A 12,054-nucleotide genomic window follows, 5' to 3' on the forward strand; every position below is an offset into this window, starting at 1 on the left:
GAGTCTCCGGTCGCGCCGCCAGGTCAACCGCTCGCAGGGAAAGAAGGAGAGACGACATGCCCAACACGTCCCGCCGTCAGACTGGGGTGCAGAATGTTGTATCGGTTTCGTCGCTTACGACCTTTGCGGCTGCTGCGGTGTGCGCTCTGACTGTCATCGGCCTGTCCCGTCCCGCCCTGGCCGATGACCAGTCCCGCGCGGTTGCGGCGTGCATCCGCTCGGTCGCGCATCAGGTGGACGAGGCGACGGCCTCCGGCCTGAGCCTCGACCGCATCGGTGGCGGCGGGCGGCGCTACAAGGTCTGGCTCGCCGCGCCCCGGGGCGAGGAGGACAGCGCCCGCCGCTTCTACTGCCGCATCAAGCGCAGCGGCGAGGTGGAGGAGGTGACCGCCCTCAATGCGGACGGCAGCCCGAACCAGATGCTGGCCGCACGGTAAGGGGCTGATTTGTCTGCGTTTCGTGTCGCGTGAGGGTTGTGGACCCTCCTGGTAACCGCTCGGAACTGTGCCGGGCCGCACGCTTCATCAGGTGTGCGGCCCTTTTTTTCAGGGCGTCATAAAGAAAACGGCCGTGTTTCCAGGGGCTTCCGGAAACACGGCCGTTCCAGCGCAGGGGCGTGCAGAGGGTTTGAAACCCTCTGCACCTATCCCCGAAACGTCAGGCTGCCAGCTTGCGCAGCACGAAGGTCAGCACGCCGCCGCTGTAGAAGTATTCGATCTCGTTTTCCGTATCGATCCGGCACAGCGCGGTGAAGGTGAAGGTCTCGCCGTTGGCGCGGGTGACCTCGACTTCCACGTCCTGACGCGGGCGCAGGTTGCCGACGCCGCGGATGGTGAAGGTCTCGGTGCCGTCGAGCCCGAAGGTGGTGCGGGACTGGCCGTCCTTGAACTGGAGCGGCAGCACCGCCATGCCGACGAGGTTCGAGCGGTGGATGCGCTCGTAGCTTTCGGCGATCACGGCCTTCACGCCCAGCAGGTTGGTGCCCTTGGCCGCCCAGTCGCGCGAGGAGCCGGTGCCGTACTCCTTGCCGGCCACGATGACCAGCGGGGTGCCTTCGGCCTGATACTTCATGGAAGCATCATAGATCGGCATGACCTCGCCCGAGGGGATGTGCTTGGTGATGCCGCCCTCGGTGCCCGGGACCATCTCGTTGCGGATGCGGATGTTGGCGAAGGTGCCGCGCATCATGACTTCGTGGTTGCCGCGGCGCGAGCCGTAGCTGTTGAAGTCCGCCTTCGAGACGCCGTGAGCCAGCAGGTACTGGCCCGCCGGGGAGGCTTCCTTGATGTTGCCGGCCGGCGAGATGTGGTCCGTGGTGATCGAGTCGCCCAGGATCGCCAGCGGGCGTGCGCCCACGATGTCGCCCTGCCGCTCGTTCGACATGGAGATGTTCTGGAAGTACGGCGGGTTCTGCACGTAGGTGGACTGGCTGTTCCAGCTGTAGGTCTGGCCCGTGCCCACCTTGATGCCCTGCCAGTATTCGTCGCCCCGGAACACGTTGGCGTAGCGGGACTTGAACATCTCGGAGGTGACGGCCTTCTGGATGGTCTCCTGAACCTCCTGCGTGGTCGGCCAGATGTCCTTCAGGTACACCGGCTTGCCGTCCTTGGAGGTGCCGATCGGCTCCTTGGTGATGTCCTTGGCCATGGTGCCGAACAGGGCGTAGGCGACGACCAGCGGCGGCGAGGCCAGGTAGTTGGCCTTGATGTCCGGGCTGACGCGGCCCTCGAAGTTGCGGTTGCCCGACAGCACCGAGGCGGCGACCAGATCATTGGCGTTGATGGCCTTGGAGATCGGGTCCGGCAGCGGGCCGGAGTTGCCGATGCAGGTGGTGCAGCCGTAGCCCACCAGGTTGAAGCCCAGCGCGTCCAGGTGCTCCTGGAGGCCGGCCTTGGCCAGGTAGTCGGTCACGACCTGCGAGCCCGGCGCCAGCGAGGTCTTGACCCACGGCTTGGACTTCAGGCCCAGCTCGTTCGCCTTCTTGGCGACGAGGCCCGCGGCGATCAGCACGCTCGGGTTCGAGGTGTTGGTGCAGGAGGTGATGGCGGCCAGCACCACGTTGCCGTGGCCCAGCTTGTAGTCCGCGCCGTCCACGTCCACCTGACGGTCCAGCTCGTCGCCCTTCTTGTAGAAGTTGGTCAGCTCGTCGCGCAGGGCGTTGGAGGCGTTGGAGAGGCTCACGCGGTCCTGCGGACGGCGCGGACCGGCCAGCGACGGCTCGACGGTCGAGAGGTCCAGCTCCAGCGTGTCGGTGAACACCGGATCGGGCGTGTTCTCGTCGGCGAACATGCCCTGTTCCTTGGCGTAGGCTTCCACCAGCGCCACGCGCAGGTCCTCGCGGCCGGTGAACTTCAGGTAGCTGAGGGTCTCGGCGCAGACGGGGAAGAAGCCGCAGGTCGCGCCGTACTCGGGGGCCATGTTGGCGATGGTGGCCATGTCGGCCAGCGCCAGGGTGTGCACGCCCGGGCCGTAGAACTCGACGAACTTGCCGACCACGCCCTTCTTGCGGAGCATGTTGGTGACGGTGAGCACCAGGTCGGTGGCGGTCACGCCTTCCTTCAGCTTGCCGGTCAGCTTGAAGCCGATGACTTCCGGCAGGATCATGGAGACCGGCTGGCCCAGCATGGCCGCTTCCGCCTCGATGCCGCCCACGCCCCAGCCGAGCACGCCGAGGCCGTTGACCATGGTCGTGTGGGAGTCGGTGCCGACGAGGGTGTCGGGGTAGGCGACGGTCGCGCCCGAGGTGTCTTCCGAGGTCCAGACCACCTGGGCCAGATACTCGACGTTCACCTGGTGGCAGATGCCGGTGCCCGGCGGCACCACGCGGAAGTTCTTGAGGGCGTTCTGGCCCCACTTCAGGAACTCGTAGCGCTCCATGTTGCGCTGGAACTCCAGCTCCACGTTGCGCTTGAAGGCCTGCGGGTTGCCGAACTCGTCCACCATCACCGAGTGGTCGATGACGAGGTCAACCGGCACCAGCGGGTTGATCCGGTTCGGGTCGCCGCCCAGCTTGGCCATGCCGTCGCGCATGGCGGCAAGGTCCACCACGGCCGGAACGCCGGTGAAGTCCTGCATCAGCACGCGGGCCGGGCGATACTGGATCTCACGGTCGGACTTGGGGTTGCGCAGCCAGTCGGCGATGGCCTTGATGTCGTCCACCGAAACGGTCTGGCCGCCATCCTCGAAGCGCAGCAGATTCTCGAGCAGCACCTTCATCGAGAAGGGAAGGCGCGAGATGTCGCCGATGTGCTGCTCAGCCGCCTTGAGGCTGTAGTAGGAAAACTCTTTGCCGCCCACGGTCAGGGTGCGGCGCGTTTTAAGGGTATCTTGCCCCACGGCAGTCATACCTGCTCTCCTTGAATGTACGAAATGCACGTGTCCGATCCGTCGCCGGCCTTTTGCCGCAATGCAGCGCACTTGTGAAGGGCTGGCAGACGCACCTCCGCTGTGCAGGAACGCGCAGTTTTCCCGCAACCCGGGCCTGAAAGGCCCGCTGGCGCGGAAAACGTGCCGCTCGGCCGCACGCAACCCAAGGCACACAACGCAAAGCGCAAGGCGCGGCGCGGGTTCCCGAACCGGCCCGGTAACGTGTTGGTCGAACGTACAAGTTTCGCTGGCGTTGCGACCCGATTCGGGAATATTTTTGCAGCGAGGCAGATCTGCCGGACTTGGACCATCGGGACGCGGACTTCGGGGGACAAGACGCATGGCGCAATGGGCAGGGAACGCAGCCGCTTCTCCGCCAGGGGCGCGTCTGCCTTCGTGCCGGTGGTGCAAACTATCGATACTTCCTCTCGCCGTGGTTGCTTGCTTCCAGAATGGGCTTGTCCTGACAAGCTCCGGCGCTAGGGTGCGCCCATGACTGCATCTCCCCCCTTGTCGCTGCGCGCCGAGGCCTTGGTCTGCCGGCGCGGCGGCCGCACTGTCTTTACGGATGTGAGCCTTGCCGTTGCGCCCGGCGCGGCGCTGCTGGTGACCGGGCCGAACGGCGCCGGCAAGTCCAGCCTGCTCAAGCTGCTGGCGGGGACGCTGCGCCCGGAGGCGGGCGTCATCGAGCGGCCCGAGCGCATCGCCTATCTCGGTCATGACAATGCGCTGAAGCCGGTGCTCACCGTGGCGGAAAACCTGCTGTTCTGGGCCGGGCTTGGTGCGCCGTCGCGCCGGGAGGCGCTGGCCCGCGCCGAGGCCGCCGCGGCGGCGGTGGGCATCGCGCCGCTGTGGGATGTGCCGGCGCGGCTGCTGTCCTCCGGCCAGAAGCGGCGCACGGCGCTGGCGCGGGTGCTGGCCAGCAACGCCGCGCTCTGGCTGCTGGACGAGCCCACGGTCGGGCTGGACGCAGCCTCGGTCGAGCGGCTCGGGCCGGTCTTCGCGCGGCACCGGGCCGGGGGCGGCATGATCGTCGCCACCAGCCACACCCCCCTGCCGCTGGGCGACGCGGACGTTCTGGAGCTGGGAGGCCGGGCATGAGCGGGGGCGTCTTCACCCTCGTCGGGCGCGAGCTGGCGCTGGTGTGGGCCGAGCGCGGCGGCGGCGCCATCGCGCTCATCTTCTTCGTCATCGTCGGCAGCCTGTTCCCCTTCGCCGTCGGACCGGAGCCGCAGGTCTTGCTGCGGATCGCCCCGGGCATCATATGGGTATCGGCGCTGCTCGCCTGCCTTCTCAGCCTCGAGCGGCTGTTCCAGCCTGACGCGGAGGACGGCACGCTGGAGCAGCTGGTGGTCTCGGGCCAGAGCCTCGAGTCCGTCGCTGTGGCGAAGATGATCGCCCACTGGCTCACCACGGCCCTGCCGCTCGTGATTTTGACTCCGATCATGGCGGCCATGCTCAATGCGCCTGTAGAAGTGTGGGGCACGTTGCTGCTGGGGCTGCTTCTGGGAACCCCGGCGCTGTCGGCCATCGGGTCGGTGGCGGCGGCGCTCACGGTCGGCGTGCGGCGGGGCGGGGTGCTGATCAGCCTGCTGGTCCTGCCGCTGGCGGTGCCCACGCTCATCTTCGGGGTGGGCGTCTCCGATCCCCTGGCGGGCGCTTCGGCGCTCAAATGGCTGGCGGCGACCACCCTTCTGGCTTTGGCGGTGAGCCCATTCGCCGCAGCCGCGGGGCTCCGCGCAGCGATGGAATAGTGATATACGGCGCGCACCTATGCACAGATTCGCAAACCCAGCCCGTTTTCTCCGCATTGCGCGCGCGGTGCAGCCGTGGACGGCGGCGGCGATGGCCGTGGCCTTCGCGGTGGGGCTCTACTATGCGCTGGTGGCCAGCCCGATCGACTACCTCCAGCGCGACACGGTGCGGATCATGTATGTGCATGTGCCGGCGGCGTGGATGGCCCTCGGCGCCTACTCGACCATTGCCATCGCGAGCCTGGTCTCCATCGTCTGGCGGCATCCGCTGGCGGATGTCTGCGCCCGGGCGGCGGCACCCATCGGCGCGGTGTTCACGGCCATCTGCCTGATCACCGGTTCATTTTGGGGAAAGCCAACCTGGGGTACATGGTGGCAGTGGGATGCACGCATGACCTCGGTCCTGGTGCTGCTGTTCGTGTATCTGGGGTACATGGCGCTCTGGTCGGCTTTCGACGATCGCCAGCGGGCGGCACGTGCCGCGTCGATTCTGGCGCTCGTGGGCGCCATCAATTTGCCGATTATCAAGTTCTCGGTTGACTGGTGGAACACCCTGCATCAGCCGGCAAGCGTTTTCAGGCGCGGCGGGCCCACCATTCACCCGGACATGCTCGTCCCTCTGTTGGTTATGGCGTTGGCGTACCTCCTGTTCTTCGTCACCACGCTCCTCATGCGAATGCGGGCGGAATTGGCGGCCCAGCGTCTCGAAGTTGCCGCCGAACGGCGGGCCCTGGCGTTAGAAGGCGCAGAATGAACGAGTTCTTTTCGATGGGAGGTTATGCCGCATACGTCTGGACGGCGTATGCAGTGACCGCGATCGGACTGGCGGGCCTGGGCCTGGCCAGCTGGCGGCGCATGCGCGCGCTGGAGAGCAGGGCGGACCGCCTGCGGGCGGCGCGCCGGTCGGAGCGGGGGCAGGCATGAAGGCCAAGCATCAGCGGCTGGTTCTGGTGGGTCTGGCGGCGCTGGCCGTCGGCGGCGCGGCGGCCCTCGGCTTCTCCGCCCTCAACGATACCATGACCTATTTCTATTCGCCCACCGATGTGGTGACCAAGGGCGTGGAGCCCGGCCAGTCCATTCGCCTCGGCGGGCTGGTCGAGGCGGGCTCGGTGCGCCACGAGGCGGACGGCCTGACGCTGGCCTTTACCGTTACCGACACCGCCAACTCCGTGCCGGTGCGCTATCGCGGGCTGGTGCCTGACCTGTTCAAGGAAGGGCAGGGCGTGGTGGCCGAGGGCAAGTTCGACCCTGCGGGCGTGTTCCTGGCGCAGTCGCTGCTCGCCAAGCACGACGAGAACTACATGCCGCCCGAGGTGGCCGATTCCATCAAGCGCGCCGGCGAATGGAAGCCGGCGACGCAGGCCGGGAGCTGACATGATCGCCGAGATCGGACATTTCAGCCTCTGGCTCGCCCTGGCGGTCGCCGTCTGCCAGTTCCTGCTGCCGGCCATCGGCTTCCGCCGGGATGATGACCGTCTGCGGGCCGTTGCCGTGCCGGCGGCGCAGGCCCAGCTGCTGCTGGCGCTGGTGAGCTTCGGCGCGCTGGTGTGGTGCTTCTGGGCGTCCGACTTCTCCGTCCGGATCGTCGCCGCCAACAGCCACACCCTGAAGCCGACGCTCTACAAGATCACCGGCGTGTGGGCCAACCACGAGGGCTCCATGCTGCTGTGGGTGACGATCCTGGCCCTGTCCGGCTGGGCGGTCGCCACCTTCGAGCGCAGCCTGAGCGAGCGGTTGCGGACCCGCGTGCTTGGCGTGCAGGCGCTCATCGCCATCGGCTTCTACCTGTTCCTGCTGGTATCCTCGAACCCGTTCGAGCGGCTGCTGCCCGCGCCGAGCGAGGGCAACGGCCTCAATCCGCTGTTGCAGGACCCCGGCCTCGCCTTCCATCCGCCCATGCTCTACCTGGGCTATGTGGGGCTCTCGGTCACCTTCTCCTTTGCTGTCGCCGCGCTTGTGGAAAACAACGTGACGCCGGACTGGGCGCGGCGCATGCGCCCGTGGGTGCTGGCCGCGTGGGCGGCGCTTACCGGCGGCCTTGCGCTCGGCTCCTGGTGGGCCTACTACGAGCTGGGCTGGGGCGGCTGGTGGTTCTGGGATCCGGTGGAGAACGCCGCGCTCATGCCGTGGCTGGCAGCGACCGCGCTGCTGCACTCGACGCTCGTGCTGGAGAAGCGCGATGCCCTGCGCAACTGGACGGTGCTGCTGGCGGTGCTGGCCTTCTCCCTGTCCATGATCGGCACCTTCGTCGTGCGCTCGGGGCTCCTGACCTCGGTCCATTCCTTCGCGGTCGATCCCGAGCGCGGCCTGTTCATCCTCGGGTTGCTTGCCCTCTATATCGGCGGGGCGCTGACGCTCTACGCCTGGCGCGCGGGCACGGTGGAAGCAGGCGCAACCTTCGCCGCCACCAGCCGCGAAGGCGCGCTGGTCATCAACAACCTGCTGCTGGCGACGATCCTCGGCACCGTGTTCCTCGGCACCCTCTACCCCATGGCGCTGGAAGCCGTGTCGGGGGAGAAGATCTCCGTCGGCGCGCCCTATTTCAACGCCACCTTCCGTCCGCTGATGGCGCCGCTCGTGGTGCTGATGGCGGTGGGCCCGTTCCTGCCCTGGCGCAAGGCGGCAGGCGGGCGGCGCACGGCCCGCCGTCTGGCCATGCCGCTGCTCCTGGCCGTGCTGGCCGTGCTGACCGTCTACGCCTTTGCCGATACGCGTGGCGCGTGGGCGCTCATCGGCATAGGCCTTGCGGCGTGGCTGGCGGCCAGCGTGTTCGCCGACATCGCCCGCCAGTGCCGTCTCGGCCGGGGCACGCTGCGCCTGTTCTGGGGGCGGCTGATCCGTCAGCCCCGCGCCATGTTCGGCATGTGGCTCGCCCATCTGGGCGTGGCGGTCGCCATTTTCGGCGCAACCGCGTCGGGCGCGTGGGAGCGGGAGGTGATGACGACCCTTGAGCCCGGCCAGCCGGTCATGGTTGGCCCCTACGCCTTCACGCTGACCGAGGTGATGCCGGTTGCGGGCAAGAACTTCACCGCCATCCAGGGCCGGTTCGACGTGCGGCAGGGCGAGAAGCTGGTGGCCACCGTCAAGCCGCAGTCCCGCACTTATACCAGCCCGCCGATGGAAACCACCGAGGCCGGTATTGCCCCGCTGTGGGGCGGTGATATCTACGCCGTACTTGGCAAGCCGGACGGGCGCGGCGGCTGGCAGGTGCGCCTGCACTGGAAGCCGTTCATGCCGTGGGTCTGGTATGGGGCGGCGCTGATGATGCTGGGCGGTGTCGTCTCGATGCTCGACCGGCGGCGGTCGCGGGTGGCGCTGTTGCAGCCCCATCGGCCTGCCGTCGCGGAAGCGGAGCAGAAGATTCCGCTGGCTGCCGAGTAGCCGCTGATTGGGAGTGTGCATGTCTCTGGGTCGCAAGCTGCTGGTTGGGTTGCCGGTTCTGGTGCTTTTGGCGCTGGTGGCTGTCTCGTTCGTCTATCTGGGCCGGGGCGGCAGCTCGGTTGCGCCCTCCGCGCTCATCGGCCAGAGCGCGCCGCAGTTCGATCTGGCAGGCTATGACGCCGAGCATCCCGGCCTCTCCGACGTGGATCTCCGCCAGGGCAGCGTGACGCTGGTCAACGTGTTCGGCTCGTGGTGCGTGCCCTGCATTGCCGAGCTGCCGCAGCTGCGGGCGCTGGCAGAGGAGCATGGCGTCACCATCCATGCCATTGCCTGGAAGGACAAGCCGGAGAAGATGGCGCAGGTCTTTGCCGAGCACGGCAATCCCTTCCGCCGCATCGGCATGGACAATGACGGCCGCGCCGCCATTGCCTGGGGCATCTCCGGCGTGCCGGAGACCTTCGTGGTGGCCGGTGACGGCACGGTGCTCTACCGCCATCTGGGGGACATCCGGCCGGAGCACATTCCGGTTCTGCTCAGCGTCATTGCCGAGGCGCAGAAGCAATGAGGCGGCTCGCTCTTTTCCTCGGTCTGCTGCTGTGGCCCGCCATGGCCTTTGCGGCGTTTGACGCGGAAACCCTGCCGGATCCGCGCCAGGAGGAAATGGCGCGCGCGATCATGACGGAGGTGCGCTGCCTGGTGTGCCAGGGCGAGTCCATCGCGGAGTCCAATGCCGACTACGCCGCTGACCTGCGCCGTCTGGTGCGCGAGCGGGTGGCGGCCGGGGACAGCCCGGAGGATGTGAAGGCGTATCTGGTTTCCCGTTATGGTGACTGGGTTTTGCTGAAGCCGCCGGTCAAGCCCGAGACCTATGTTCTGTGGGCTGCGCCGGCACTATTCCTGGGCTTGGGGCTGCTGCTGGTGTGGCGTATATTCCGGCGACGCTCTCCGAAGGAGGGAGCATGATTGCTCTGGTTCTGACATTGCTGATTGCCGTCGTGTTGGCGCTGATCCTGCGTCCGCTGCTTGTCGGACCCAGCAAGGGCCATCCGGGTTGGGCGATCGCCGTACTGGTCATTCTGGGGATCGGCGGCGGCCTTTACGTCGTCGCGGGAAGCCCGGCCGCCAAGGGTGTCCGCCCGGTGCCGCATCAGACCGCTCCCGAGGCCGACCAGTCCTTCGCCGAAGCCCGTGCCGAACTGCTGCAAAATCCGGCGGATGTGCCGGCGTGGCTGCGCCTGTCCATGGCGCTCACCGCCAAGGGCGAGACCGAGCGGGCGGCCGAGGCGCTGAACGTGGCGCTGTCGGCCATGCCGGACAGTCCCGACCTCTGGGTCGGCTATGGCGAGACGCTGACCGCCCATGCGGGCGGGCAGGTCACCCCCGCTGCCCGGCTGGCGTTCGACCGCGCCAACCAGCTGGCCCCGCATCATCCGGCGCCCCGGTTCTATCTGGCCCTTTCCTGGCTCCAGAGCGGCAACCCGCGCGAGGCCCTCTCGACCCTTGAGGATCTGGCCCGCGATTCCCGGCCGGACGCGCCGTGGATGCCCCGCGTCGAGCGCATGATGCGCGGCGCGCGCACCATGATCGCGGCCGGGGTGGGGGGCGAAAGCGGCCTTCCCGGCGGCGGGGTGGCCGGTGCGGCGCCGGTTGTCTCCCGTTAATATTTATATTACGCTCGCCGCATAAGGTGAGGTGGCTATGATCATTGGATCGGATCTTTCCTGGCTGAACGGAGCCTCCCGTTCCGGAGACCCCCGGTTTGTCTCCGACCGGAGCGCGACGCGCGTGGATGGTCCGGCAGGGTCAGCGACCGCCACCGACAGCCAGGCGGCGCTTTCCCAGATCCAGCGGGTGGCGGCCACCCAGTCGGCCCGCTCGCAGAACGAGGCGGGCGCGCGCAATCCGCAGGAGCGCGAGAACGAGGCGCGCCGCTTCGCCCGGGAAGCCCCGAATGGCGAGCGTCCCCGCTACATGCCCAAGGGCCAGCGGCTCAACGTTCTGGTCTGACACGCCGGCCGAGGCCGCCCTTTTCCCGTCTGCGCCCCTTTCCCGTTCGCGCCTTCCTTTCCGCTTGCACGTCGCTGCTGGAATGCAGGGAGGTGCAGGAGGGACTGAGTCCCTCCTGCAAAAAATCCCTGCAAAAAATCCCTTCTGTTTGAATCAATCCAGCCAGGCCGGGCAGCGGTAGGGCAGGTCCAGATCCTGCGCCACCGCCTCGTAGGTGATATGGCCTTCCGCCACGTTGAGGCCGTTCGCCAGATGCCGGTTGGCGCGCATGGCCTCGACCGGCCCCCGGTTGGCCAGTTGCAGCACGAACGGCAGGGTTGCCGAGTTGAGCGCCAGCGTCGAGGTGCGGGCGACCGCGCCGGGCATGTTGGCGACGCAGTAGTGGATGACCCCGTCCACCGTGTAGGTGGGCTCGGCATGGGTGGTCGGGCGGGAGGTCTCGGCGCAGCCGCCCTGATCGATGGCGATGTCCACCAGCACCGACCCGCGCTTCATGCCGGCCACCATCTCACGGCTGACGATCTTGGGCGCGGCGGCGCCCGGCACCAGCACCGCGCCGATGACCAGATGGGCCTGCGCCACCGCCTCGGCGATGGCCGCGCGGCTGGCGTAGGCGGTCTTGACCTGGCTGCCGAAGAAGGCGTCCAGCTCGGCGAGGCGGTCGAGGGAGATGTCGAAGATGGTCACGTCCGCCCTCATGCCGGAGGCGATGAGCGCGGCGTTGAAGCCGGCGACGCCGCCGCCCAGCACCGCGACGCGGGCTGCCGCCACGCCGGGCACGCCGCCCAGCAGGATGCCGCGCCCGCCCTGTTCCTTCTCCAGATAGTGGGCGCCCACCTGCGCCGCCATGCGCCCGGCCACTTCCGACATGGGGCGCAGCAGCGGCAGCCGGCCGTTCCGGTCCGTGACGGTTTCGTAGGCGATGCAGGTGGCCCCCGAGGCCATCAGGGCCTCGGCCTGGGGCTTGTCGGCGGCCAGATGCAGGTAGGTGAACAGGGTGTGCGCGGGGCGCAGCCACTGGCATTCGTGGGGCTGGGGCTCCTTCACCTTCACGATCAGGTCGGCGAGGGCGAACACCTCCTCGGGGCTGGAGACCACCTTCGCCCCGGCCCGGGCGTATTCCTCGTCGGAGAAGTCGATCCCCGCGCCGGCCTGGGTCTCGACGTAGACTTCGTGGCCGGCCATCACCAGCTCCGCCACGGAGGGCGGGGTCAGGCCGACGCGGTACTCGTGGATCTTGATCTCCTTCGGCACACCAATGCGCATGAGACGTCTCTCCTCAACCTGTTCGCCTCCTCATATAGGGTGCGCTTCGCTGCGGTGTCTGGCGGATGTGCCAGTCGGAAGGGGGGTTCTGCTCTGTTACGGGGTCATGCGCCACGACTTGTCCCATGAGTGGGCATGTGCTACCCGCGACAGAAATACGAATGTTGTGCGCTGCAGCGAAGGTTGGCGACTGAATCTCGGAACTTGAATTCGGCAATACGCTCCGGCGCCTGTCAGGGTAACGCTTGCGGTTCCGTTCTCGTCCGGCCAGCGTGACACA

The 12,054-nt window shown here is 67.8% G+C and carries 13 protein-coding genes; 11 read left to right on the top strand and 2 right to left on the bottom strand.

Annotated features, from left to right (window positions below; genetic code table 11):
- The first annotated feature begins 56 nt into the window (after nt 1-56).
- Complete coding sequence (locus ACSJJU_RS12865) at nt 57-437, top strand: hypothetical protein (protein ID WP_435915963.1); 381 nt, start codon at nt 57-59, stop codon at nt 435-437.
- A gap of 220 nt (nt 438-657) precedes the next feature.
- Here ACSJJU_RS12865 and acnA read toward each other — a convergent pair whose 3' ends face one another.
- A complete protein-coding gene (gene acnA / locus ACSJJU_RS12870; protein ID WP_435915964.1) occupies nt 658-3,345 on the bottom strand; it encodes an aconitate hydratase AcnA in 2,688 nt (895 codons plus the stop codon).
- Between the two features lie 513 nt (nt 3,346-3,858).
- Between acnA and ccmA the strand changes: the two genes are divergently transcribed.
- From ccmA to ACSJJU_RS12920, 10 genes are read left to right on the top strand one after another with little or no spacing between them, the layout of a single operon-like run.
- Complete coding sequence (ccmA, locus tag ACSJJU_RS12875) at nt 3,859-4,467, top strand: heme ABC exporter ATP-binding protein CcmA (RefSeq protein ID WP_435915966.1); 609 nt, start codon at nt 3,859-3,861, stop codon at nt 4,465-4,467.
- Complete coding sequence (gene ccmB, locus ACSJJU_RS12880) at nt 4,464-5,120, top strand: heme exporter protein CcmB (protein WP_435915967.1); 657 nt, start codon at nt 4,464-4,466, stop codon at nt 5,118-5,120. Before ccmA ends, ccmB begins: the two co-directional genes overlap by 4 nt.
- Nucleotides 5,121-5,139: 19 nt before the next feature.
- Complete coding sequence (locus ACSJJU_RS12885) at nt 5,140-5,874, top strand: heme ABC transporter permease (protein WP_435915969.1); 735 nt, start codon at nt 5,140-5,142, stop codon at nt 5,872-5,874.
- A gap of 14 nt (nt 5,875-5,888) precedes the next feature.
- Entirely contained in the window at nt 5,889-6,044 is a 156-nt protein-coding gene (ccmD, locus tag ACSJJU_RS12890) for a heme exporter protein CcmD (RefSeq protein WP_435916053.1), read from the top strand.
- On the top strand, nt 6,041-6,493 hold the full coding sequence (ccmE, locus tag ACSJJU_RS12895; protein WP_435915970.1) for a cytochrome c maturation protein CcmE: 453 nt from the start codon (nt 6,041-6,043) through the stop codon (nt 6,491-6,493). The genes ccmD and ccmE overlap by 4 nt, the downstream gene beginning before the upstream one ends.
- 1 nt (nt 6,494) lies before the next feature.
- The gene (locus ACSJJU_RS12900) at nt 6,495-8,501 is read left to right on the top strand and encodes a heme lyase CcmF/NrfE family subunit (RefSeq protein WP_435915972.1); all 2,007 of its coding nucleotides are present in this window, start codon (nt 6,495-6,497) and stop codon (nt 8,499-8,501) included.
- 19 nt (nt 8,502-8,520) lie between these two features.
- Entirely contained in the window at nt 8,521-9,066 is a 546-nt protein-coding gene (locus ACSJJU_RS12905; protein ID WP_435915974.1) for a DsbE family thiol:disulfide interchange protein, read from the top strand.
- Nucleotides 9,063-9,464 carry a cytochrome c-type biogenesis protein gene (locus ACSJJU_RS12910; RefSeq protein WP_435915976.1) on the top strand — a complete coding sequence of 134 codons (402 nt, stop codon included), beginning with the start codon at nt 9,063-9,065 and terminating at the stop codon, nt 9,462-9,464. Before ACSJJU_RS12905 ends, ACSJJU_RS12910 begins: the two co-directional genes overlap by 4 nt.
- Nucleotides 9,461-10,162, top strand: a complete 702-nt coding sequence (locus tag ACSJJU_RS12915; protein ID WP_435915977.1) for a tetratricopeptide repeat protein — start codon at nt 9,461-9,463, stop codon at nt 10,160-10,162. The genes ACSJJU_RS12910 and ACSJJU_RS12915 overlap by 4 nt, the downstream gene beginning before the upstream one ends.
- A 37-nt stretch (nt 10,163-10,199) precedes the next feature.
- Nucleotides 10,200-10,508: a hypothetical protein gene (locus tag ACSJJU_RS12920; protein ID WP_435915979.1), complete on the top strand. Its 309-nt coding sequence runs from the start codon at nt 10,200-10,202 to the stop codon at nt 10,506-10,508.
- Nucleotides 10,509-10,661: 153 nt separating this feature from the next.
- On the opposite strand, the gene ald is transcribed toward ACSJJU_RS12920, so the two are convergent.
- Nucleotides 10,662-11,774, bottom strand: coding sequence for an alanine dehydrogenase (gene ald, locus ACSJJU_RS12925; RefSeq protein ID WP_435915981.1), 1,113 nt, complete (start codon nt 11,772-11,774; stop codon nt 10,662-10,664).
- Nucleotides 11,775-12,054 lie beyond the last annotated feature (280 nt).

It is taken from the genome of Pedomonas sp. V897 (assembly GCF_051304405.1).
Taxonomy (GTDB): Bacteria; Pseudomonadota; Alphaproteobacteria; order Sphingomonadales; family Sphingomonadaceae; genus Pedomonas.

Coding starts and splice junctions, on each gene's coding strand:
- ccmD (WP_435916053.1), top strand. CDS start 5,889: ATGGGAGGTTATGCCGCATACGTCTGGACGGCGTATGCAGTGACCGCG.
- ACSJJU_RS12865 (WP_435915963.1), top strand. CDS start 57: ATGCCCAACACGTCCCGCCGTCAGACTGGGGTGCAGAATGTTGTATCG.
- acnA (WP_435915964.1), bottom strand. CDS start 3,345: ATGACTGCCGTGGGGCAAGATACCCTTAAAACGCGCCGCACCCTGACC.
- ald (WP_435915981.1), bottom strand. CDS start 11,774: ATGCGCATTGGTGTGCCGAAGGAGATCAAGATCCACGAGTACCGCGTC.
- ccmE (WP_435915970.1), top strand. CDS start 6,041: ATGAAGGCCAAGCATCAGCGGCTGGTTCTGGTGGGTCTGGCGGCGCTG.
- ACSJJU_RS12920 (WP_435915979.1), top strand. CDS start 10,200: ATGATCATTGGATCGGATCTTTCCTGGCTGAACGGAGCCTCCCGTTCC.
- ccmA (WP_435915966.1), top strand. CDS start 3,859: ATGACTGCATCTCCCCCCTTGTCGCTGCGCGCCGAGGCCTTGGTCTGC.
- ccmB (WP_435915967.1), top strand. CDS start 4,464: ATGAGCGGGGGCGTCTTCACCCTCGTCGGGCGCGAGCTGGCGCTGGTG.
- ACSJJU_RS12915 (WP_435915977.1), top strand. CDS start 9,461: ATGATTGCTCTGGTTCTGACATTGCTGATTGCCGTCGTGTTGGCGCTG.
- ACSJJU_RS12885 (WP_435915969.1), top strand. CDS start 5,140: ATGCACAGATTCGCAAACCCAGCCCGTTTTCTCCGCATTGCGCGCGCG.
- ACSJJU_RS12900 (WP_435915972.1), top strand. CDS start 6,495: ATGATCGCCGAGATCGGACATTTCAGCCTCTGGCTCGCCCTGGCGGTC.
- ACSJJU_RS12910 (WP_435915976.1), top strand. CDS start 9,063: ATGAGGCGGCTCGCTCTTTTCCTCGGTCTGCTGCTGTGGCCCGCCATG.
- ACSJJU_RS12905 (WP_435915974.1), top strand. CDS start 8,521: ATGTCTCTGGGTCGCAAGCTGCTGGTTGGGTTGCCGGTTCTGGTGCTT.